The organism is Pseudarthrobacter sp. NPDC058362 (assembly GCF_042723515.1).
Lineage (GTDB): Bacteria > Actinomycetota > Actinomycetes > Actinomycetales > Micrococcaceae > Arthrobacter.
This window is the reverse complement of the sequence record NZ_JBHXIW010000002.1, coordinates 447,407-468,600: the sequence shown is the minus strand read 5'-3', so window position 1 is coordinate 468,600 and position 21,194 is coordinate 447,407. Positions and strand designations below refer to the sequence as shown.

Here is a 21,194-nt window from a genome sequence, read left to right as displayed (position 1 = left end):
AACTGCTTTCTGCTGCGGGTAAGGGAAAATCTAGAGGAGGGTGTCGGACACGATGCGCGCACCGGGTACCGGGCCGTGGACCGGCAGGGCGTTCAGGCCAAAGCGGCGCAGGTCCTGCGCCAGGCCTTCGGCTGCGATGGAGTCCTCGGCGAGGAGGGCCACCGTGGGTCCGGAGCCGGAAACCATGCCTGCCACCGCGCCGTGGGATTCGCCGATTCCGAGCGTATCCCGCAGCGAAGGTGCCAGCTCGATGGCGGCGCGCTGCAGGTCGTTGACCAGCACCGTGCCCAGGGCCTCGGCGTCGCCGCCGCGAAGGGCGGTGAGTATCCGCGGGTCTACCCCGTCGGGCTCGGGCGCCTCCACGCCTTCGGCCGCACGGAGCCGATCCAGGGTGCGGTAAACCTCTGGAGTGGAGAGGCCGAAGTCGGCGGCCACCAGCACCCAATGCGTCTGCGCTTTTGCCAGCGCCGGGGACAGGTCATCGCCCAGGCCGAGGCCGACGGCGGTACCTCCCAGCAGCGAAAAGGGCACGTCAGCGCCCAGCTCGGCTGCGAGGTGGGCCAGCTCTTCGCGGGACAGCCCGCTGTTCCAGAGGGCGTCGCAGGCCAGCAGGGTTGCGGCGGCATCGGCCGATCCGCCGCCCATGCCGCCGGCAACGGGAACCCGCTTGGTGATTTCGAGGTGTACGCCGGTAGCGTGTTCGGAAACATCGGCCATGATGGCGGCCGCCCTGTAGGCCAGGTTCCGGTTGTCCAGCGGGATGTCCATGCCGTCCAGATCCAGGGTGCTGTCAGGGCTGATGGACACCGTGATGCCCGGCGTTTCCAGGCTCGTGGCTGCTACTTCCTCGTAGAGGGAGACGGCCAGGTAGACGCTGGCCACGGAGTGGTAGCCGTCAGGGCGGAGCGGCCCCACGTCCAGGGCGACGTTGACCTTGCCGGGCGCCCTGACGCGGACCGTCCTGGCCGCGAACCGCCCGGAAAGTGCGTTCACCGGCCGGCCTCCTTGGCCTCGGCGATCCGCGCGAACGCGGCAATATCGATCACTTCGCCGCGGGCGGTAGGGTCGACGCCGGCAGCTACCAGGCAGCGTTCGGCCTCCGGTGCGCTGCCTGCCCAGCCGGCCAGTGCCGCGCGGAGCGTCTTCCGGCGCTGGGCGAACGCGGCATCAACCACGGCAAACACCTGCTCCCGCGTAGCGGTGGTTGCCGGCGGCTCGCGGCGGGTGAAGGCCACCAGCCCGGAGTGGATCTTCGGTGCCGGCCAGAACACGTTCATGCCGATCACCCCGGCCTTGCGCATATCGCTGTACCAGGCGGCCTTCACCGAGGGGACACCATAGGTCTTGGAGCCCGGGCCGGCGGCCAGCCTGTCGGCCACCTCGTCCTGCACCATGACAAGCCCGTGCCGGAGGGTGGGAAAGTGCTGCAGCAGGTGCAGCACCACCGGCACAGCCACGTTGTACGGGAGGTTTGCCACGAGGGCGGTGGGTTCCAAGGGCAGTTCGGTGACTTTCATGGCGTCCGCGTGGACCAGGTGGAAGGCATCAACCGCCCCGGGGCGCCACTGCGACACCGTTGCGGGAAGCTTGGCGGCCAGTACCGGATCGATTTCCACGGCGACCACAGCTTTGGCCGCGTCCAGGAGTCCCAGCGTCAGCGAGCCCAGGCCCGGACCGACTTCCAGGACCGTCTCGCCGGGGCCGATGTCAGCGGCGGCCACAATCCTGCGGATGGTGTTGCCGTCGATCACGAAGTTCTGGCCAAGGGTCTTGGTGGGCCTGACGCCGATTTCTTCCGCCAGCCTGCGGATGTCGGAGGCACCGAAGAGCGGTGCGGGCGCGGCAGGGGTCGGTTCAGTCACCTAGGTATCCTATCCCGCGGCCCGGACCGGCCGCCGTCGTCCTTAACGCCAGCGGCCGGGCCCGGAAATCCGGGTCCGGCCATTGAAGCCCCCAGCGGGGCAGGCGGTGGGGGTTAGGCGCCGGCGGCCCAACCGCAGCCCCAGGGCTGCAGGCCGCGCTCGGCGTAGACGCGGTTGGCGATGTCGATCTGCTGGGCCTTGGTGGCCAGGCTGGCGTTGGGGGCGTACGCACCGCCACCGGCACCGATCCAGGTCTGGATGTCGAACTGCAGGCCGCCGTAGTAGCCGTTTCCGGTGTTGATGCTCCAGTTGCCGCCGGACTCGCACTGGGCGATCGCGTCCCACATGGCTTCGTTCATCATGGCCGGAGCCGCTGCGCCGGTGTTGCTGGCGGTGGCCGCGGGCTTCGGGGCTTCCTTGGTTCCTACCGTGACCTTGCGGGCCACGGGCTTGGCCAGCACGGTTTCAGCCACCAGGGACCGGGAGGCTTCGCGGCCGTCGACCAGAACCACCTTGAACGTCTTTTGCAGCGTGCCGGGCGTGCCCTCGCGGGTTACTTCCTCTTCCCCCTTGGGCAGGTCCGCGCTTTCGGTGGTGAGGGTCTCGAAGGGGACTTCCTCGGTGGCCACGACAGTCTTGCCCTTCTGGACACGGGAAACCTTGATGACCATGTTGTCCACCACGTGCGCGCTGTCCGGCTGGGAGGAACGGTCGTTGGCGCCGAGGCTTACGCCCGCTTCCTCGAGGACCTCGCCCACGGTGGCTGCGGTGGTGGTGGCGGTGTCCACCTTGCCGTCGGCAACAATGCTGACGTTCTTGGGCGTGGAGATCGATACGAAGGACCCTTCCACGGCGAGCCGCGAGTCCTTGGGCACCGAGACGGAGGATGCGCTGGCGACGCCGAGTTCGGTCACCAGTCCTGCCACGTCGGGTGCGGTGGTGTTCACCGTCTGTTCGGAACCGTCCAGGCTGACCTGGACCTCCTTGGCCTTGTTGACGTTGATCACGGTGCCATTGCGGACCGATTCGTCGATGGACGGGGACACCCGGTCTTCGGGTGACAGATCCAGGCTGGCACTCTTGACCACCTGGCCCACGGTTCCACCGAACGTCTGGACGGAAGAAACTTTGCCATCAACATTGAGCGTGATGGTTTTGTTATTGCCGACGAAGGCCACCAGGCCTGCCACCAGGCCGCACAGCACCAGGAGCTGCACACCAACCTTCAAGAAGCTGAACTTGCCGTCCGACGTAAAAAACTTGACCACGATCGCCCGTAACTTTTGGTCCATCCGGGCACGGGGATAGCGCAGTAAAAATGCCCGGGACCACCATTCACAGGGTTGTCCGGGCACCCTTGCGCCGCCACACTCCAGCCCGGCGGACAGGTCGGGCCAAGGCCCGGCACCATCCGGCGCGAAAAGGAGTGAAATTACCCGCTGGCCTTCCCCGACCCCGGCTAATAGTCATCCACTGTAACCGTAGCGTTATAAACGAGCCAAGAATTGTGCATACCGGGTATGTATCAAGCCCTGCCCGCTCCGGACCGTTCAGTCCCAGGATCCGTAGGCGCGCACGGTGTTTTCACTGATGGCCGAACACAGTCCGGCGAGGTCTGAGCCTGTCAATTCCGCCATGGCCCGCACGGTGTAAGGAACCATGTAGCTCGCGTTCGGCCTGCCCCGGTGCGGGTGCGGAGTCAGGAACGGCGCGTCCGTTTCCACCAGCAGCAGGCCAGGGTCCGCCACCGCGAGCGCCTCGCGGAGGTTGTCTGCGTTCTTGAAGGTCAAAGTGCCGGCGAAGGACATCCACCAGCCCTCCTCGTTGCAGATCCGGGCCAGGTCCGCATCGCCGGAGAAGCAGTGGAACACCACGCGTTCGGGAGCGCCTTCGTCGCGGAGGACCTGCACGACGTCGCTATGGGCATCTCGGTCATGGATCTGGAGGGTCAGGTCCAGCCGCTTGGCGATGTCGATGTGGCGGCGGAAGGAGTAGCGCTGATGCGCCAGGCCCTCGCCGGATGTACGGAAGAAGTCGAGCCCGGTTTCACCGATGGCCCGGATGCGCGGGTGTCCGGCGAGCTGTTCAATTTCCGCGAGGGCCTCTTCCAGTTCACCCCGTGCGGCGTAACGTGGCGCGTCGTTCGGGTGCAGGGCCACAGCGCCGAGGAGCCGCGGGTCCAGGTCCACGGCAGCGGCGGTAAACCGCGAGGATTCCAGGTCGCAGCCGACCTGCACGGCCCCCTGCACCCCGACGGCCGCGGCGGCGTCCAGGGCAGCCGTTATTCCCACGGGGGCGTTTCCGTCCGGGAAGTCCAGATGGGTGTGGTTGTCCATCACCGGAACGGGGAGCGGCTCCGGGGCTGGCGGAAACATGCGTACCTTGGAAGTCCCCGATGAACCGGCAGACTCTTCAGCATCTGCACTCTGGTAGGCGGCGGGAACAGCGTCATCACACATCCGTCCAGCCTAACGCCGGGAAGGCCGTCCGGATTTACCGGAACTCCCTGCCGCCCGGAGCAGTTGTGTTAGTAGTCTGGAAGATACGGATGCGAGCGCCCACGGCTGGTCAAAGGCAGGCTTGCTGACCCGGCCAGGCCGTACCCGCTGAAAGGTTGCCGATGGAGTCTTACCGACGCACTGCTGACGCTCCGGGCGCCGGAAGCCGCGCCACGGCGGTCCCCGCCGGTGCAGCCGGCCGGCTCAACGGACACCGGCCGGTCCCCATGGAGGCCGGCGCATTCCATGACGCCACCCGCCGCATCCTGGACACGGTCAACACCGTCATCGACGGCAAACCGGACGCCGCCCAGCTTGCCCTGACGGTCCTGCTGGCTCAGGGCCACCTGCTGGTGGAGGACGTCCCCGGCGTGGGTAAGACCCTTCTGGCCAAGGCGCTGGCGCGCACGGTGGACTGCACCGTGAACCGGATCCAGTTCACCCCGGACCTGCTGCCGTCTGACGTAACAGGGGTATCCGTCTACAACCAGGCTTCACGGCACTTCGAGTTCCGGCCGGGCGCTGTCTTCGCCAACATCGTCATTGGGGACGAGATCAACCGGGCGTCGGCCAAGACCCAGTCCGCCCTCCTTGAGTGCATGGAGGAACATCAGGTCACGGTGGACGGCACCTCTTACCACCTCGACGAGCCGTTCATGGTGGTGGCTACGCAGAATCCGATCGAGATGGAAGGCACCTATCCCCTGCCGGAGGCCCAGCGGGACCGCTTCATGGCCCGGATCTCCATGGGATATCCGGACCGGGATGCGGAGATCGACATGCTCGAGACCCACCAGGCAATGTCGCCCCTCGGCGGCGTCACCGCCGTGGTCACCGCCGCCGAGGTGGCGTCCATGATCGCCACCGTGCAGCAGGTGTACGTCTCCCAGGCGATCAAGGAGTACACGGTGACGGTGGGCCGGGCCACCCGGGACAGCCCGCTCCTGCGTCTGGGCGCAAGCCCGCGTTCCCTGCTCCAACTGCTCCGCGCGGCCAAGGCCACAGCAGCTCTGGACGGCAGGGACTTCGTACTTCCGGACGACGTCGGCCAGGTGGCCGAGTCCGTCCTGGCGCACCGGATCATCCTTGACCGGAAGGCCTCGGCCGGCGGCGAAACCCCACAGAGTGTCCTGCGGAGCATCCTGTCCCGCCTGCCGGTTTCCGCGGATGCCGGCAGCAGCTCCGGCGCCGCTCCCGCCAGGAACCGCTAGGGGCGCCCATGGCGCTGCGGGGCTGGTTGCCCGGACACCTTTTCACCCCGCGCGGCTGGGGCATGCTGGCGGCGGGCGCTGCCTCCCTCGCCGCGGCACACATCATGGGCCGCCGCGATCTGCTGGCCCTGGCCATTCTGCTGGTCGTGCTGCCACTGGCGTCGCTGGCCGGCCTCCGGCTGGTCCATCCCCGGTTCCGCGTGGCCCGGACTTTCACCCCTTCCCCGGTGGAGACATCAGCCCCGGTCACGGTGCATCTTCGGGTGGCACGGACCGGTCCGGGGTCCGGGCGCGCCGTCATGGAAGAACGTTTGCCTGCCCGTTTTGGCGAGTCACCGTCCTTCCGGTTTCCGTCCCGGGCGGCCACCGGCGGCACCAGCCGGTATGAGTACCGGCTACGCCCGGCGCAGCGCGGCCAGTTCCGGATCGGACCGGTCACCGCGGAATTCACGGACCCCTTTGGGCTGTCCCTGCACAGGCAGGCAATCGACGACGGTGAGACGCTCACCGTGACGCCCGCCGCCGTCGTGCTTCCCCGGACTGTACTGGCAGGGGCGCGCGGCCACGACGGTGCCACCGCCACGCGCAGCCGCGCCAATCCCAGCGACGACGACGTCATGACCAGGGAATACCGCCACGGCGACCCCATGCGGCGGGTCCATTGGGCAGCAACGGCCCGCCACGGCGAACTGATGGTGCGGCAGGAGGAGTCCGTCACCACACCCGAAGCCACCATCCTTCTGGACCTGCGGGCAGCCGCCTTCCCCGGCGGGAACCATGACGGGGGCATGGCGGCGGGCAGCCTGGCGTTCGAATGGGCAGTGGTGGCCGCCATGTCCGTCAGCTCCCACCTTGCCGGACGAAGCCATGCCCTCCGCGTGCTGGACCAGCACGGCGCTCCGGCATTCCGGCATTCACCCTCCGCCCCTGAGCCTGAAGCGGAGGAATACGCGGGGTCCTCCGGCCTACAGTCCATCGCCGAGAGCCTGGCCGCGATCCAGCCCGCCGTCGCCCACCGGGAAGTCAGGGGACAGAAGGTGCCGCGGCACGCCGACCCGGATTCACAGCCCGCGCCGTTCGACGACGGCCTGATGGACAAGCTGTCCGCCCACCGCATGCGCGGCCCGCTGGTAGCGGTACTGGGCCGGATTACCGTTGCCGAGGCACGCGCCCTCGCCCCCGCCGCCGCCTATGCCACCACCGCCATGGCGGTCGTCGCCACGGACGCGCCGGCGGAAGTGGCTGACGCGCTGGAACTCCTGCGCAGTGCCGGCTGGCATGCGGTGGCGGCAGCGCCCGGGGTGTCCCCCGCTGACGCCTGGGGGCGGCTGGACGCCGGCCGGGCAAGCCAGGCGGCAACGGGAGCCGGTCCCCGCCGGAGCGCCGGAGCAGTGCAATGACTATGGCCCCCGCCAAGAACAGCGGCGCCCGGACGCCGTCCGGCGTTTCCGGACACGGGCCCGCCGCAGGATCCCCCGCTGCATCCCGGCCCCGCGTGGGAGCGTTCCCCTGGGCCATGGCCGCCGCGGTGACGCTGGCAGTCTGCGGCGCCGCCCTATCCCTGAACGGCGTACTGCGCGGGTGGGGTTGGTACCTGGCCGTCTTCACCACCGTGCTGGCTGTGAGCCTCACCCTGGCCGCGCTGCGCGCCGTGCGGGCTCAACCGCTGCTGGTCACCGCAGGTGGATTCCTTTCCCTGGGAGCCGTCCTCACCCTCACGTTCTTCCGCGGAAGCAGCATCGCCGGATTCATCCCAACCGGAGGCACGTTGGGCGAACTGGACCGCCTGCTGCGCCGGGCCAGCGAGACGGTCCTTGCCGAGACTGCTCCCGTTGCCCCGAACACGGGCATCGTGATGGTCTGCTGCGCAATTCTGGGCCTGGCCGTGATCCTGGTGGATGCCTTGGCGGTCCCCCTCCGCATGCCCGCCGCCACAGGGGTAGGGCTTCTCGCCCTGCTGGTGGTGCCGGCCGTCATCAAGCCGCAGAGCGTGGGACCATGGGCTTTCACGGTGACCGCGGCCGGATACCTGATGATCCTCGCGTTCAGCCAGTGGTTCGTCCCGCAGCCGCTGGCGGGCGAGGGCATGGCACGCACCCCGGGCCAGGCCCGACGCGCTGCGCTCACCGGTGCCGCTGCCTTGGCTGCGACACTCGCACTTTCGTCCGTAGTGCCCGGATTCGACCAGGGCACCTTCCCGCAGGGCTCGCGGCTCAACCCGTGGGGTGCATCCAACGGCCTGAACCCGATGATCACCCTGGGCAGCAGCCTCCGCACGCCCGAGGGAAGCGGCAGGATCACGTACGCCACCAGCGCCACGGCACCGCTGTACCTCAGGTCGGTCACCGTGGACAATTTCGACGGCGAATCGTGGGGGCCGGACGACCGCGCCGCTTCCCGCGTGCCATTGGCAGGGCCCATCGACCCAGGGTACGACGTCACAGCAGCCGTGCAGCAGCGAGTAGTCACCGCTGTTGATGCCGGGACCTTCACCAGCCCCTACCTGCCGGCGCCATATGCACCCGAGACTGTGCTGGGACTCAGCGGTCACTGGACCTGGGATCCGGCCACGCTGACGATCAAGGGGACAGACACCACCTCCCGCCGGCAGGAGTACGTGGTGGTGTCCACCGCCCCGGCCATCACGGCAGAGCTACTGGCCGGCTCGCCGCGGCGGGTCGAAGGCATCGCCGACGACTTCACCCGGGTTCCGGGCAACGTCCCGGACATTGTGCGGTCCACCGCTACCGAAATCGCAGGGAGTGCGGAAAGTCCTTACGAAAAGGCCCTTGCCATCCAGCGGTATCTCCGCTCGGCAGCGTTCACCTACTCACTCGAGTCCCCGGTCCAGGGCGGCTACGACGGGAACGGGTTATCGGTTCTGGCCGACTTCCTGGACCGGAAGAGCGGCTATTGCGTCCACTATGCGTCGACCATGGCGGTCATGGCACGGCTGGAAGGCATCCCCAGCCGCATCGCGGTGGGCTACGCACCCGGCCGGCTCACGGGTGCCACCGTGACAGTTGCGGGCCAGGCGGGCCTGGCTGAATACGAGGTGGATGCCCGGGATGCCCATGCCTGGCCGGAACTGTATTTCCAAGGCCTCGGCTGGATTCCGTTCGAGCCCACTCCCTCGCGCGGAGTCGTCCCGTCCTACGCGACGGGGGCATCCGTCCCGACCGCGCCGGGCAACCTGGACAACGGCCCGGATCTGGTACCGGGGACAACCGCCCCGCCGGCAGCCCCGGCTACCGAGAGCGCTGAACCGGTCCCGGGCATCGACGCAGGACCCGGAGCCTCCGGTAAGGGCGGGCCGGGTCCGTGGCTCGCGGGAATCGGCGGAGTGCTCGCCGCTCTCCTGCTGGCAGCTGCTCCCCGAACGGTCAGGCTGGCCATCCGCGGGCACCGGCTCCGCCAGGCTGCCTCAGGTTCGGCCGGTTCGGGCTGGCGCGAGCTGGTGGACCTCGGCCGGGACTATGGCCTGCCGCCGCTGGCCAGCGAGACGCCCCGGGCGTACTCGGCCCGCTTCCGCGGATCGCTGCTCGGAGGAGCGGACGGACCGGACCGTTCGGCCCACCTGGCGGTCCAGGCCCTGACAGCGGAGTTCGAACGCCACAAGTACGGCCGTCCCGCTCCGCCGCCGGCTTCCGGGTCCGCCCCGGACCCGCACACGGGTGTGCCGGACGAACGTGCCCTTGCGGTGTACACGGATCGCATTGAGGGCCTGGCGGCGGCACTCCGTGCCAAAACCGCCCTGGGCCGGCGGCTCCGGGCGGAATGGCTGCCGCCGTCGGTGACCGCCCGGGTGGGTCGCTGGCTCAGCACCCCCTTCCGGGCGGCCGGACGGGCTGCGGGGTTCCTACTGGGCAGGCCGCGCTATCCCGCGTAGGGATCGGCGATGCCGATGTACTGCGTGTAGAGGTATTCCTCGATGCCTTCCAGGCCGCCTTCGCGGCCCAGGCCGGACTGCTTGACGCCGCCGAACGGGGCGGCGGCGTTGGAGATCACGCCGGCATTCAGGCCGAGCATGCCGGTTTCCAGCCGCTCCCCCATCCGGAGGCCGCGGTTCAGGTCCTTGGTGAAGACGTAGGCCACGAGTCCGTATTCGGTGTTGTTGGCCAGCCGGACGGCGTCGTCTTCGCTCTTGAAGGTGACAATGGGCGCAACGGGGCCGAAAATCTCCTCGGACAGGATCCGGGTTCCTTCACTGACGCCGGAGAGGATGGTGGGCTGGTAGAAGTAACCCGGGCCCTCCACCGGTCCGCCGCCCAGGACGGCCGTGGCGCCGGAGGAGACGGCGTCGGACACCAGCTCGTGGACCTTGTCCCGGCTCTTGGCGTCGATCAACGGGCCAACCTTGGAATCCGGCTCCGTACCCCGGGCTGTGGTCATGTCCTTCATCTTCGCCGCGAACTTTTCGGCGAACTCCGCTGCCACCGATTCGTGCACGATGAAGCGGTTCGCGGCCGTGCAGGCCTCACCCATGTTGCGGAGCTTGGCAAGCATCGCGCCGGCCACTGCGGCGTCGAGGTCGGCGTCTTCGAATACCAGGAACGGTGCGTTGCCGCCCAGTTCCATGGACGTGCGGAGCACGGTGCCGGAAGCATCGGCCAGCAGGCGGCGGCCCACTTCGGTGGAACCGGTGAAGGACAGCTTCCGGAGGCGGGAATCCTTGATCAGCGGACCTGTGGTGGCGCCGGCAGTGGAGGTGGGAATGACGTTCAGGACGCCAGCGGGCAGGCCGGCCTCCATCATGACGGCGGCAAAGAGCTGGGAGGTCAGCGGCGTGAGGTTGGCGGACTTGAGCACCATGGTGCAGCCGGCTGCCACAGCGGGGGCGATCTTCCGGGTGGCCATGGCCAGCGGGAAGTTCCAGGGCGTGATCAGCAGGCAGGGCCCTACCGGTTTCTTGGTGACCAGCAGGCGGGACTTGCCGTCAGGTGACATAGAGTAGCGGCCGAAGGCGCGGACTGCTTCCTCGGAGAACCAGCGCAGGAACTCGGCACCGTAGGTGACCTCTCCGCGCGCCTCAGCGAGGGGCTTTCCCATTTCCAGGGTCATCAGCAGCGCGAAGTCTTCGGCCCGTTCGGTGACCAGCTCGAAAGCCCGGCGCAGGATTTCGCCGCGCTCGCGGGGCGGTACCTTGGCCCAGGACTCCTGTGCGGCTGCGGCAGCATCCAGCGCGGCTGCGCCGTCCTCAGCGCCCGCGTCGGCAATGCTAAGCAGGGCTTTCCCGGTGGCAGGATCCTCGACGTCGAACGTTTTCCCTGACGCCGCGTCGCGCCATTCCCCATTGATAAGCAGTCCGGTAGGGACAGAGGCCAGAAGGCGGCTTTCGCGGTCGGCGGTAACGGCCTGGGATGCGGTGACAGTCACGGTGACTCCCTCGTCAGTAGGGTGGCGCCCGCGTTGGGAGAAGCCTGAGGCTCCGGCGGGCGGCTGATTTACTGCCAGACTACTGCCGCCATGGAAGCCGGTCTACGCCGTCGCGCACTGCGGACGGCCGCGCCTGCTGTGCACCTGCACAGTCACGACCCCGGCCGCGCTGGTCTCCAGCCGTCAGCGCGCGGCCAGGACCGCCGCGTACAGCTCCCGCTTGCTGACACGGGCGTCCTCGGCAACCGCGGCCACCGCTTCCTTGAGCCGGATCCCTTGGGCGACGAGGCCGTTCACCGCCGCGACGTGGTCTTCCGGCGTGCCTGGCGCCTTGTCCGGAGCGCCACCCAGGACCACGGCGATCTCGCCGCGGACCTCGTTGGCCTCCGCCCACTGGAGCAGGTCGGCGAGCGTGCCGCGGAGAACTTCCTCGTACGTTTTGGTCAGTTCCCGGCAGACGGCCACTGGCCGGTCCGGGCCGAACCGCTCCCGCAGTGCGCGCAGCATGGCTTCAAGCCGGTGCGGGGCCTCAAAAAACACCATGGTGCGCCGTTCGTCCGCCAGGTCCGCCAGGCGGGAAGCGCGTTCCCCCGCTTTCCGGGGCAGGAACCCCTCGAAGCAGAACCTGTCGGTAGGCAGGCCGGAGAGCGCCAGGGCGGTCAGCACGGCGGATGGTCCCGGGACGGCGGTCACCGTCAGCCCGGCAGCGACGGCGCCTTCCACCAGCCGGAAACCGGGGTCCGAAACGGACGGCATGCCGGCGTCGGTCACCATCACCAGCGTGCTGCCGGAGCGCACCTGCTCCAGCAGTTCGGCCGTCTTCGCTGCCTCGTTGTGCTCGTGGTAGCTGACGACCCGCCCGGCTACGGTGATGCCGAGGCTCTGCACCAGGCGGTGCAACCGGCGGGTGTCCTCCGCCGCCACGATGTCTGCCGTGCCCAGTAGTTCCACAAGCCTGGCCGAGGCGTCACCCGTGTTCCCGATGGGGGTGGCGGCGAGGACGATGCGCCCAGCGGCGGCCGGACCGGTGACAGGAAGGGGGCGAGGGTTAGGATCCACGCCCTCCAGCCTACTGCGGCACACGGGCCGCGGCGCCAAAAGGTAGCATGGGGCTCGTGACGCAGACCTCGACCCGGCCGGCCGGGGCCGGACAAAACTGGCTGAACCGACCCGACGAGGCCTTCACGCCTGAAGCCCTCCGGGCCCGCCTCCTGGGCACCGCGCAGACCTGGCGGGACTACCCGCCGTCGTTGCGCCTGTGGTTCTTCCTGGTGCCGCTGCTGGCTGCCGCCGTCGGGGGTATCCTCCGGTTCGTCCGGCTGGGCACTCCCGGCACCCTGGTCTTCGACGAGACCTACTACGTCAAGGACGCCTTCTCCTACCTGACCAGCGGCTACGAGCGAAGCTGGGCGGACAAGGCCAACGACTCGTTCAACGCCGGCAACCCCACCGGACTCCTCGACTCCCCCGAGTATGTGGTCCACCCGCCGGTGGGCAAGTGGATGATCGCGGCCGGGATGTGGCTGTTCGGCCCGGACAATGCCTTCGGCTGGCGGTTTTCCGCTGCATTGATTGGCACGCTGTCCATCCTCCTGCTGAGCCTGATCGCGCTGAAGCTCTTCGGATCCCTGCCCCTGGCCGGGGCGGCAGGACTGCTGCTGGCCGTAGACGGCCACCATCTGGTGATGTCCCGGACGGCGCTGCTGGACATCTTCCTGATGTTTTGGATCCTGGCCGCGTTCGGTGCGCTGTTGCTGGACCGCGATGACGGACGGTGCCGGCTCGCGTCCCGGCTGGCAGCCGCAGCCGGGAACGGCGGCCGCCCGCCCGCCATGGTGCTGGCTGCCGGCCCGTTCACCGGCGTCCGCTGGTGGCGCATTGTTGCCGGAATGTGCCTGGGCCTGGCCATCGGCACTAAATGGTCCGGGCTTTTCTTCCTGGCAGCCTTTGGCATCCTGACCGTGCTCTGGGACCTGAACGCCCGGCGGGTGGCAGGGGTGCATGGCTGGATCAGCGGGGGCATCATCAAGGATGGCGTGCCCGCGTTCCTTTCCATGGTCCCCGCGGCCGCTGCCGTCTACGCCGTCACCTGGACCGGCTGGTTCCGTTCCACGGACGCCTATTTCCGGCGCTGGGCCGAATCGAACCCCTCGCCGGAATGGGGCTGGCTTCCCGACTCCATCCGTTCCCTGGCGCACTATCATCTGGAGGCGTACAACTTCCATCAGGGCCTGGGATCGGACCACCCCTATGAAGCGCGCGCCTGGAGTTGGCTGGTACTGGGACGGCCGACGTCGTTCTTCTATGAGGACCCCGCGCGCGGGGTCCCCGGCTGCGACGTCGAAAAGTGCTCCTCAGCCATCCTGTCAGTGGGCAACCCGCTGATCTGGTGGGCGGCCGCGTTATCCCTGGTGGTGCTGCTTTTCTGGTGGGCCGGGCGGCGCGACTGGCGCGCCGGCGCCATCCTCGCCGGCGTTGGCGCGGGATACCTCCCGTGGTTCATGTACCCCGAACGCACCATGTTCTACTTCTACTCGGTAGCGTTTGAACCGTATCTGGTCCTCGCCCTCGTGTTCTGCCTGGGGCTCGTGCTGGGACGGGCCACGGATCCGTTGTGGCGCCGCAGGTCCGGGCTCTACGTGGCCGTCCTGTTCGTGGCGGCCGCCATCCTGCTGTCAGCCTTCTTCTACCCGGTCTGGGCCGCTGAGGTGATCCCCTATTCCGACTGGAAAGCCCGAATGTGGATGCCCTCCTGGATCTAGGGAAAGATGGCTGGAGACCCCCTGAAGGAGCCGCTGCCGCGGCAGCGGAACGGAGAACCGCGTGAGAGAAGCAAGCACCGGGCTGCTCGTGGAGCTCGACCCGGACAGCAACGTCACGGACCTGCTCATCGAACAGGAGGCGGCGAACGCCGCGCATCCCCTCTACCGCCGGAGGGGCCCCAACGGCTGGGTGGATGTTCCGGCGCTGAAGTTCCGCGAAGAGGTCAGCGCGCTGGCCAAAGGCCTGATCGCCGGCGGGCTTGAACCAGGCGACGCCGTGGCGGTCATGTCCGGAACCTCGTACGAGTGGACCCTGGTGGACTTCGCCATCTGGTTCGCTGGCGGCGTCACGGTCCCCATCTACGAAACGTCCTCGCCACACCAGGTGGAATGGATCCTCCGCGACGCCAACGTCCGGCGCGTCTTCGCCGAAAACGCCGCCAAGGCTGAACTGATAGCGGGCGTCCTCGCCGGTGCCGAAGGCCTGCGGGAGCGGCTGATCAGCGTGGTGCGGATGGAGCACGACGGCGGCGCCCCCAACCTTGCAAGCCTCGCCGCGGCAGGGGCCGGGGTGGGTGACGCCGAGCTGGAGCGGCACAGGACGCGGGCGGGCCTGGCCGACGTCGCATCGCTCGTATACACCTCGGGCACCACCGGCAATCCCAAGGGCTGCGAAATTACGCACGGAAATTTTGCCCTGGTGGCGAAGAACATTGTGGCGTTTCTGCCCGAGATCCTTCAGGAGGAGCAGGCCAGGACACTGATGTTCCTGCCCTTGGCCCACGTCCTTGCCCGCGCCGTGCAGGTCGTCTGCCTCACCGCAGGGGCAACTCTGGGGCATACTCCGGGGGCCGCCCGCCTCTTGGAGGACCTGGGCACGTTCCGTCCCACTTTCCTCCTGGTCGTGCCGCGGATTTTCGAAAAGGTCCGCGCCACGGCAGGGCACAAGGCCGCGCTGGCCGGAAAGTCGCGGCTGTTCAGGGCGGCCTCAGCCACCGCCATCGAATATTCGCAGGAACAGGACCGCAAGAGCCGGGGCGAAGGCACCGGACCGGGGTGGCTGTGCCGGACCCGGCACGCAGTTTTCGACCGGCTCGTTTACCCCCGTCTGCGCCAGGCCCTGGGCGGCAGCATCGGGTACACCGTATCCGGCGCGAGCCACCTGGCCGCCGACGATGCCCATTTCTTCCGCGGTGCAGGTATCCCGGTCCTGGAAGGCTACGGCCTCACCGAGACCACTGCCCCGTGCACGGTCAATACGCCCTCGCGCACCCGCGTAGGCTCGGTCGGCATCCCCATTCCCGGCACCACTGTCCGGGTGGCCGCTGACGGGGAGGTGCTGGTCAAAGGCATCGGCGTTTTCCGTGGCTACCACGGGAACCCGGCCGCGAACGCTGAGGCCTTCGTGGACGGTTTCTTCCGCACGGGAGACCTGGGCGAGCTGGACGCCGACGGCTTCCTGACCATCACAGGCCGGAAGAAGGACCTCCTGGTGACCGCCGGCGGCAAGAACGTGGCCCCGGGGCCGCTGGAGGACGCCATTCGCGCCCACCAGCTAGTGGCCCACGCCGTGGTGGCGGGCGACGGCCGGCCCTTCATATCCGCACTGGTCACCCTGGATCCGGAGGGCCTGGCCGACTGGCGCTCCGAACGCGGCCTGCCCGGGCTCCCCGTCGCTGACGCAGTGACCGATCCTGAGGTTCGGGCGGCTGTCCAGGACGCCGTGGACTCGGCCAACCGGCTGGTCTCCAAAGCAGAGTCCGTCCGGAGCTTCACGATACTGGACACCGAATTCACGGAGGAATCGGGCCACCTGACCCCGTCCCTGAAACTCAAGCGCGCAGACGTGCTCCGGGACTTCGATGCGGAGGTCAGCCGGCTCTACGCCTAGGCTTTACCGGCCCTGGATTCCTTTGTCGGCTTGGATTCCCTCGGGGCTTTGGGCTCCTTGGCCGGTTTGGGTTCCTTCAGGGCTTTGGGCTCCTTGTCCGCTTTCGGTTCCTTCTCCGGTTTCGGTTCGCGGGGCGGCAGGCCACGGCGGCGGCGGGTTGGCCAGGTCAACACCAGGGTCACAAGCGAGGCGATGAATACCAATGCGGCAATAACGATCCCTGCGTCCACCCAGAACTGCCCGGGGAACAGCCGGATGAGGGTATCCTCCAGGCTGAAGGTCCAGGTGCCGTCAGCGAAGAAGATCCGGTGGAACTCGGTGAAAAACTGCTGCCAGCCCAGCACGCCCAGCGTACCGAGGCCCAGGATGGCCACAAGACTGATGATGGAGCCGGCGAAGAGTCCCCGGCGGACTCCGCCGGTGCTGCGCTTCCGCAGGTACAGGATTCCGATGATGGTGACGATCACCAGCAGGGCCCCCGCGCCGAAGGAGGACAGGATGACTGCCTTGACGTCAGCCATGTGGCTGACTTCGCCGTCTTTGAACAGCCGGTCGCCGCTGCGGTTCACGAGGTCGCCCAAATACCGCGGACCCGCCCAGTTGCTCAGGTAGTCCACGGTGTAGGAACCATAGGTCATCCGGTCGTCGGTGCTGAAGCCGTAACCGTCGCCGGGGAAGCCCGGCCGGTTGTACTCCACCCACAGGAACCAGGGGCTGGTCACGGCGCGGACGGCCAGGACCAGGAGGATGATGGGAAAGAACAGCGCCAGCAGGACCTGCATCAGCCGCGGTCCGGCGGGCTTGGCATTGGCGGCGCTGTCCCGCTGGGCGTAGCGGCGCGCCACCTCGTCCTCCGGCGGACGGACCTGAAGGGCTGACGTGGCCAGGGGCTCCTCGAAAACAGCGCGGCTTCCGTGTCCTCCCGCCGCTCCGGTGGCGGGCGCTCCGGTGGTGGGCATAGCCGCAGCGTGCCCGCCTTTGGCGGGAACAGAGGGGTCGACGGCGGCGTCCGCCGCCTTGCGTTCGGCGCGGGTTTCGGGCTGGGCCGGGCCGTCAGCTGCCGCGGCAGTGCGTGGCGCCGTCGGGGCCATCCACGAGAACGCCGGCTCGTCGGAGTCGGCCGGGGTGTCCATCAGCGGTTCCGGAGCCGATCCCGCGCTCTTGTCGGGGCCCGGTTTATCGTCTTTCACAGCAGCGTCACTTCCGTTGGTTTTGGTGCGGGGCGGTGTTCCGCAGCCGCCCATTTTCTGTAGACGAGCCTATCGTTCGGCGGCATGGCCCCGGCCTCGGCCACCCCGTACCGTTTACAACGATTCAGGCACTGGCCCGGCGGGCCAAAGATCAGTTGTCGTATTCGCTCCATGGAATATTCCAGTCGCCGTACCCGTCGTCGTGGGCGGCATAGTCGCCCTTGGTGTTAATGATGTTCACCACGTCCCCGGTGCCCATGTTCTCGAAAACCCAGGCGGCGCCGGCAGGGGCGAACCCGATGCAGCCGTGCGAGACATTCTTGTTGCCGATGTAGGGATAGGCCGATTTAAGTGCCTGGTGGATGTAGGCGCCGCTGAGTGTCAGCCGGATGGTGTATTCGACGTCAACGTTGCCATAGTAGGCGGGATCGCCGGGCTTCAGGCCGATGCTCGAGGCCCGGAAGTGGTCGTACCGTTTCTTTTCCATGAGCACGCCGTAGCCTCGGGCGGATGGGAACCGCGCGTCGCCCATGCTGACCGGGAGCGTCTTGACCGGCTTGTCGTTGATGCTGAGGGTGAAGGTGTGCGCGGCTGCGTCCGCAATAGCCACCTTCTTGTCGCCGATGGCGATGTTGACCTTCTTGTTGAAGTTGGCGATCTGCCCGCCGCCCAGGTCAACACCGAACAGCTTCATGTCCATGGTGATCTTAGAATTCGCCGTCCAGAAATTCTGCGGCCGGTAACGGACCATGGTGTCGCTGTGCCAGTGGAAAGCGCCCTTCTGGCCGGCGCTGCTGGTGATGGTGATGGCCTTTTCCACCGCGTCCCGGTTGGTGACCGGTTCACTGAAGATGATCTGAAGGGGCTGCCCCACGCCCACTTTCATGCCGTCCAGCGGGTAGATCGCAGCGTCCGCTTCATGGGAGCTGGAGACGGTGCTGAAGGTCCGCGTGGTGCTGGTTTCGCGCCCGGCGGCGTCCTTGACCACATACGTGTAGCTGTAGTCGGTATTGAATGCCAGCGGCGCGGTGGCCTTCCAGCCGGTGGCCGCGGCGTCGATGCTTCCCGGGACCGATTCACCGGAGGTGCTGGTCAGTGTCACCCGCTCGATGGTGCCGTTGTCCACCTGGAGGGACACCGGCACGGCCGGGTTCACCTGCTTGGCACCGTCTGCGGGCTTGGCTTCGGCGGCCACCGGCGGAATTACCGGGGTGGCAATGCCAGGCGAGGTCCGTACGGCGGACACTGATTCGGATTCGAGCGACGGACCGGCCAGCCCGGGCGCGACCGCAGCGAACACGCCGCCCGCGGCGGCGAGGATGCACACTGCGGCGATGATCAGGATCTTTTTCAAGGTTGCCGTGCGTCGGCCGGGCTGGGACTGCATCTTTTGATCCTAGGCGCTGAAAGTAACAACCCGGGTGCACATTGCACCCGGGTCACTCACTTCTTAGTAACGATAATGTTCGGGCTTGTAAGGGCCGGCAACGTCGATGTCCAGGTACTCTGCCTGGTCCTTGCTAAGTTCAGTCAGTTCCACGCCCAGGGCGTCCAGGTGCAGCCGGGCCACCTTCTCGTCCAGGACCTTGGGCAGGACGTAGACCTCGTGGCGGTACTCGCCCTGGTCCTTCTTGGTCCACAGCTCGATCTGGGCGATGGTCTGGTTCGCGAAGGAGTTGCTCATCACGAACGACGGGTGCCCGGTGGCGTTGCCCAGGTTCAGGAGGCGGCCTTCGGAAAGGACGATGATGGACCTTTCGGCGTCCGTGCCTTCCTCGAACACCCATTCGTGGACCTGGGGCTTGATCTCCACCTTCTTGACACCAGGGATCCGGGCCAGGCCGGCCATGTCGATCTCGTTGTCGAAGTGACCGATGTTGCCGACGATGGCCTTGTTCTTCATCCCGGCCATGTGTTCGGCCATGATGACATCCTTGTTACCGGTGGTGGTGATGAAGATGTCGCCCTGGGCCAGCACGGATTCGAGACGGGCAACCTGGTAGCCGTCCATGGCGGCCTGGAGCGCGCAGATGGGGTCGATTTCGGTGACGATGACCCGCGAGCCCTGGCCGCGCAGCGCCTCGGCGGCGCCCTTACCCACGTCGCCGTAACCGCAGACGACGGCGACCTTGCCGCCCATGAGGACGTCGGTGGCGCGGTTAATGCCGTCCGGCAGCGAGTGGCGGATGCCGTACTTGTTGTCGAACTTGCTCTTGGTGACGGAGTCGTTGACGTTGATGGCCGGGAACAGCAGCTTGCCCTGTTCCGCCAGCTGGTACAGGCGGTGTACGCCTGTGGTGGTCTCTTCCGTGACGCCCTTGATCGTGGCGGCCGTCCGGGTCCACTTCTGCGGGTCCGTTGCCAGCGAGCGGCGGATGACGTCAAGGAAGACGGCGTATTCGGCAGAGTCCTCAGGGGCGGCTGCCGGCACATTTCCGGCCGCCTCGAACTCCACGCCCTTGTGCACCAGCATGGTGGCGTCGCCGCCGTCGTCCAGGATCATGTTCGGTCCCAGTTCGGGGTTGGTGTCGGCGCCCGGCCAGGTCAGGATCTGCTCGGCAGTCCACCAGTACTCCTCCAGTGTCTCGCCCTTCCAGGCGAAAACAGGAACACCCTGCGGGTCCTCAGGCGTTCCCTTGCCCACCACGACGGCGGCCGCGGCGTCATCCTGGGTGGAAAAAATGTTGCAGGAGGCCCAGCGGACCTCAGCCCCCAGTGCCGTGAGTGTTTCGATCAGCACAGCGGTCTGCACGGTCATGTGCAGTGAGCCGGCAATCCGGGCACCCTGGAGCGGCTGGGTGGGGCCGAACTCTTCGCGCAGGGACATCAGGCCGGGCATCTCGTGCTCAGCCAGGCGGATTTGGTGCCGGCCGGCCTCGGCCAAGGAGATGTCGGCAACTTTGTAGTCAAAAGCCATGGGTGGGTCCTTTGTTCGGCCCGGCGCGTGCTCCGGCCGGGGTTTTGATGCCGACGGCGGCACCTGGGTGTGCGGGAAGGCTGGCTGGGCGCGGGTTGGGCCTGGCCGTCCAAACCGGGATCGCGGCTAGGCCGTGCCGGCGGCCGGGTCCGTGCCGGAGATGCCTGTGGAGGCAGCGTCGTGCTGGTCAGAGCCGGCGGTACTCGCCGCTGCCATGAGTTCGGGCGGCAGGAGCAGCGGAATGCCGTCCTCGATGGCATAGCGGGGCTTGTTGCCTGAGGAGTCGGCCGCCGTGGCTACCAGCTCTTCTCCCTCCTGGACCAGCGCTGAGCCGGTCACGGGGCATCGCAGGACGGAGAGGAGTGCAGGCATGATCTTTGGCATTTCTTCGTGCTCCCAGACGGGCGCGCTCGCGCCGGTAGCGGAATGGTGTTCACCTTCCAGCCTACCGTCACGAGGGCATCAGGAAGGTTCGCGCAATACCCGGAGGTGGCCGCGCCGGGCGCCATCCTGGGCGGCGGGGCCGTCGATGGCCGCCTGACCTCCGCGCTGCACCTGGGGTTCCGGGGCCCGGGCAGGGCGGGCGGCCGCGTCGCGGACCGCGTTGGCGAGGGCCAAGAGGTCGTCCGGGCCTGGCTGCTGCGGGGTGGTGGGCATGGCCAGGCGCATCACTTCCCAGCCACGTGGCACGGTCAATGAGTCGGCGTGCTGGGCGCACAAATCGTAACAATGCGGTTCGGCGTAGGTGGCGAGCGGTCCCAGGACGGCGGTGGAGTCTGCGTAGACATACGTCAGAGTGGCCACCGCTGACTGGCGGCAGGCAGATCTTGAACACTGACGGATAGCTCCCACGACATCCCAGCGTACTGCCTGCAGCCGGCAATGGCGTGCATTGCCGCTCCGGAACCGCCCGGTATGGTTGCGGGCCCGTATATCGCGCAAAGCTGCGGCCGGGTTTACAGTCAATGTATGCAGTCATCGAACCATGAATCACGCTTTACGGTCCGGTTGGCTGACCCGGATGCCGGCAAGGATCCGGGAGCTGCCGGCCAGGTCCGGAGCTTTGCCCGGCGGAGGCGCAACCGCCACGGCCGCGGCCTGCGCGGCGAAATCATGCTTCCCACCCACCCCGGTTACCGGACTCGCTCGGACCGGTTTGACGACTTGGTCCTCGATTCAGCCCAGCGCCTCCACGACATCTGGGGCAGGACGCTGGACGGCGTGCGGTTTGGCGTGGACGAAATCCCCCCGGACCTGGAACGGCTGGCGGCGGATTCCGCCACGGCGCCGATGGGCGCCTACACCCCGGCTTCGGCCGGCGACGGTCCCATGATCACGGTGTACCGCCGGGTGGTGGAACAGGCGTGCTCCAGCGTGGAGGAACTCCAGGACCTGGTGCATGACGTGGTGGTCGAGTACACCGCCGAAATGCTCGGCGTCGCCCCTGAAACCCTGGACCCTGTGTACCGTCGCCGCTACTGAAGGCG

Annotated in this window: 17 protein-coding genes; 6 read left to right on the top strand and 11 right to left on the bottom strand. The window is 67.7% G+C overall.

All coding sequences use genetic code 11. The features are described from left to right. Positions 1-30: 30 nt before the first annotated feature. From ACFWIX_RS06730 to ACFWIX_RS06715, 4 genes are all read right to left on the bottom strand, one after another. Entirely contained in the window at positions 31-993 is a 963-nt protein-coding gene (locus ACFWIX_RS06730; RefSeq protein WP_377215338.1) for a 4-(cytidine 5'-diphospho)-2-C-methyl-D-erythritol kinase, read from the bottom strand. Continuing rightward, positions 990-1,862 carry a 16S rRNA (adenine(1518)-N(6)/adenine(1519)-N(6))-dimethyltransferase RsmA gene (rsmA, locus tag ACFWIX_RS06725; RefSeq protein ID WP_377215337.1) on the bottom strand — a complete coding sequence of 291 codons (873 nt, stop codon included), beginning with the start codon at positions 1,860-1,862 and terminating at the stop codon, positions 990-992. Before rsmA ends, ACFWIX_RS06730 begins: the two co-directional genes overlap by 4 nt. A 113-nt stretch (positions 1,863-1,975) precedes the next feature. Continuing rightward, positions 1,976-3,154, bottom strand: a complete 1,179-nt coding sequence (locus ACFWIX_RS06720) for a transglycosylase family protein (RefSeq protein WP_377215336.1) — start codon at positions 3,152-3,154, stop codon at positions 1,976-1,978. A 258-nt stretch (positions 3,155-3,412) separates the two neighbouring features. Next, complete coding sequence (locus ACFWIX_RS06715; RefSeq protein ID WP_377215335.1) at positions 3,413-4,321, bottom strand: TatD family hydrolase; 909 nt, start codon at positions 4,319-4,321, stop codon at positions 3,413-3,415. A 161-nt stretch (positions 4,322-4,482) separates the two neighbouring features. Between ACFWIX_RS06715 and ACFWIX_RS06710 the strand changes: the two genes are divergently transcribed. Genes ACFWIX_RS06710 through ACFWIX_RS06700 form a run of 3 tightly spaced genes read left to right on the top strand, consistent with a single transcriptional unit; the run spans position 4,483 to position 9,460 of the window. Further along, on the top strand, positions 4,483-5,571 hold the full coding sequence (locus tag ACFWIX_RS06710; RefSeq protein ID WP_377215334.1) for an AAA family ATPase: 1,089 nt from the start codon (positions 4,483-4,485) through the stop codon (positions 5,569-5,571). Between the two features lie 8 nt (positions 5,572-5,579). After that, positions 5,580-6,971, top strand: coding sequence for a DUF58 domain-containing protein (locus ACFWIX_RS06705; RefSeq protein ID WP_377215333.1), 1,392 nt, complete (start codon positions 5,580-5,582; stop codon positions 6,969-6,971). Next, positions 6,968-9,460 carry a DUF3488 and DUF4129 domain-containing transglutaminase family protein gene (locus tag ACFWIX_RS06700; protein WP_377215332.1) on the top strand — a complete coding sequence of 831 codons (2,493 nt, stop codon included), beginning with the start codon at positions 6,968-6,970 and terminating at the stop codon, positions 9,458-9,460. Before ACFWIX_RS06705 ends, ACFWIX_RS06700 begins: the two co-directional genes overlap by 4 nt. On the opposite strand, the gene ACFWIX_RS06695 is transcribed toward ACFWIX_RS06700, so the two are convergent. Together ACFWIX_RS06695 and rsmI are read right to left on the bottom strand one after the other, a co-directional pair. Next, on the bottom strand, positions 9,448-10,947 hold the full coding sequence (locus tag ACFWIX_RS06695) for an NAD-dependent succinate-semialdehyde dehydrogenase (RefSeq protein WP_377215331.1): 1,500 nt from the start codon (positions 10,945-10,947) through the stop codon (positions 9,448-9,450). The genes ACFWIX_RS06700 and ACFWIX_RS06695 overlap by 13 nt on opposite strands. A 183-nt stretch (positions 10,948-11,130) precedes the next feature. Next, positions 11,131-12,006 carry a 16S rRNA (cytidine(1402)-2'-O)-methyltransferase gene (gene rsmI / locus ACFWIX_RS06690; protein WP_377215330.1) on the bottom strand — a complete coding sequence of 292 codons (876 nt, stop codon included), beginning with the start codon at positions 12,004-12,006 and terminating at the stop codon, positions 11,131-11,133. A gap of 47 nt (positions 12,007-12,053) precedes the next feature. Between rsmI and ACFWIX_RS06685 the strand changes: the two genes are divergently transcribed. Together ACFWIX_RS06685 and ACFWIX_RS06680 are read left to right on the top strand one after the other, a co-directional pair. Next, positions 12,054-13,709, top strand: a complete 1,656-nt coding sequence (locus ACFWIX_RS06685) for a dolichyl-phosphate-mannose--protein mannosyltransferase (protein ID WP_377215329.1) — start codon at positions 12,054-12,056, stop codon at positions 13,707-13,709. A gap of 61 nt (positions 13,710-13,770) precedes the next feature. Beyond that, a complete protein-coding gene (locus ACFWIX_RS06680; RefSeq protein ID WP_377215328.1) occupies positions 13,771-15,600 on the top strand; it encodes an AMP-dependent synthetase/ligase in 1,830 nt (609 codons plus the stop codon). On the opposite strand, the gene ACFWIX_RS06675 is transcribed toward ACFWIX_RS06680, so the two are convergent. From ACFWIX_RS06675 to ACFWIX_RS06655, 5 genes are all read right to left on the bottom strand, one after another. Continuing rightward, positions 15,597-16,790, bottom strand: a complete 1,194-nt coding sequence (locus ACFWIX_RS06675) for a TIGR01906 family membrane protein (protein ID WP_377215327.1) — start codon at positions 16,788-16,790, stop codon at positions 15,597-15,599. The two genes, ACFWIX_RS06680 and ACFWIX_RS06675, sit on opposite strands and share 4 nt — an antisense overlap. Positions 16,791-16,941: 151 nt before the next feature. Continuing rightward, positions 16,942-18,177: an Ig-like domain-containing protein gene (locus tag ACFWIX_RS06670; protein WP_377215326.1), complete on the bottom strand. Its 1,236-nt coding sequence runs from the start codon at positions 18,175-18,177 to the stop codon at positions 16,942-16,944. 63 nt (positions 18,178-18,240) lie between these two features. After that, the gene (gene ahcY / locus ACFWIX_RS06665; RefSeq protein ID WP_377215325.1) at positions 18,241-19,707 is read right to left on the bottom strand and encodes an adenosylhomocysteinase; all 1,467 of its coding nucleotides are present in this window, start codon (positions 19,705-19,707) and stop codon (positions 18,241-18,243) included. 126 nt (positions 19,708-19,833) lie between these two features. Beyond that, positions 19,834-20,091 carry a Trm112 family protein gene (locus tag ACFWIX_RS06660; RefSeq protein ID WP_377215324.1) on the bottom strand — a complete coding sequence of 86 codons (258 nt, stop codon included), beginning with the start codon at positions 20,089-20,091 and terminating at the stop codon, positions 19,834-19,836. A 78-nt stretch (positions 20,092-20,169) separates the two neighbouring features. After that, positions 20,170-20,559 (bottom strand): DUF3499 domain-containing protein, encoded by a 390-nt coding sequence (locus ACFWIX_RS06655; protein ID WP_377215323.1) that lies wholly within the window; start codon positions 20,557-20,559, stop codon positions 20,170-20,172. 117 nt (positions 20,560-20,676) lie between these two features. On the opposite strand from ACFWIX_RS06655, the gene ACFWIX_RS06650 reads away from it, so the two are divergent. Further along, positions 20,677-21,189 (top strand): metallopeptidase family protein, encoded by a 513-nt coding sequence (locus ACFWIX_RS06650; protein WP_377215322.1) that lies wholly within the window; start codon positions 20,677-20,679, stop codon positions 21,187-21,189. The last annotated feature ends 5 nt before the right edge of the window (positions 21,190-21,194 follow it).

Excerpts from the sequence above, each read along its gene's own strand:
- ACFWIX_RS06720 (WP_377215336.1), bottom strand. The coding sequence starts at position 3,154 with ATGGACCAAAAGTTACGGGCGATCGTGGTCAAGTTTTTTACGTCGGAC.
- ACFWIX_RS06715 (WP_377215335.1), bottom strand. The coding sequence starts at position 4,321 with ATGTGTGATGACGCTGTTCCCGCCGCCTACCAGAGTGCAGATGCTGAA.
- ACFWIX_RS06710 (WP_377215334.1), top strand. The coding sequence starts at position 4,483 with ATGGAGTCTTACCGACGCACTGCTGACGCTCCGGGCGCCGGAAGCCGC.
- ACFWIX_RS06705 (WP_377215333.1), top strand. The coding sequence starts at position 5,580 with ATGGCGCTGCGGGGCTGGTTGCCCGGACACCTTTTCACCCCGCGCGGC.
- ACFWIX_RS06700 (WP_377215332.1), top strand. The coding sequence starts at position 6,968 with ATGACTATGGCCCCCGCCAAGAACAGCGGCGCCCGGACGCCGTCCGGC.
- ACFWIX_RS06685 (WP_377215329.1), top strand. The coding sequence starts at position 12,054 with ATGGGGCTCGTGACGCAGACCTCGACCCGGCCGGCCGGGGCCGGACAA.
- ACFWIX_RS06670 (WP_377215326.1), bottom strand. The coding sequence starts at position 18,177 with ATGCAGTCCCAGCCCGGCCGACGCACGGCAACCTTGAAAAAGATCCTG.
- ahcY (WP_377215325.1), bottom strand. The coding sequence starts at position 19,707 with ATGGCTTTTGACTACAAAGTTGCCGACATCTCCTTGGCCGAGGCCGGC.
- ACFWIX_RS06660 (WP_377215324.1), bottom strand. The coding sequence starts at position 20,091 with ATGCCAAAGATCATGCCTGCACTCCTCTCCGTCCTGCGATGCCCCGTG.
- ACFWIX_RS06650 (WP_377215322.1), top strand. The coding sequence starts at position 20,677 with ATGCAGTCATCGAACCATGAATCACGCTTTACGGTCCGGTTGGCTGAC.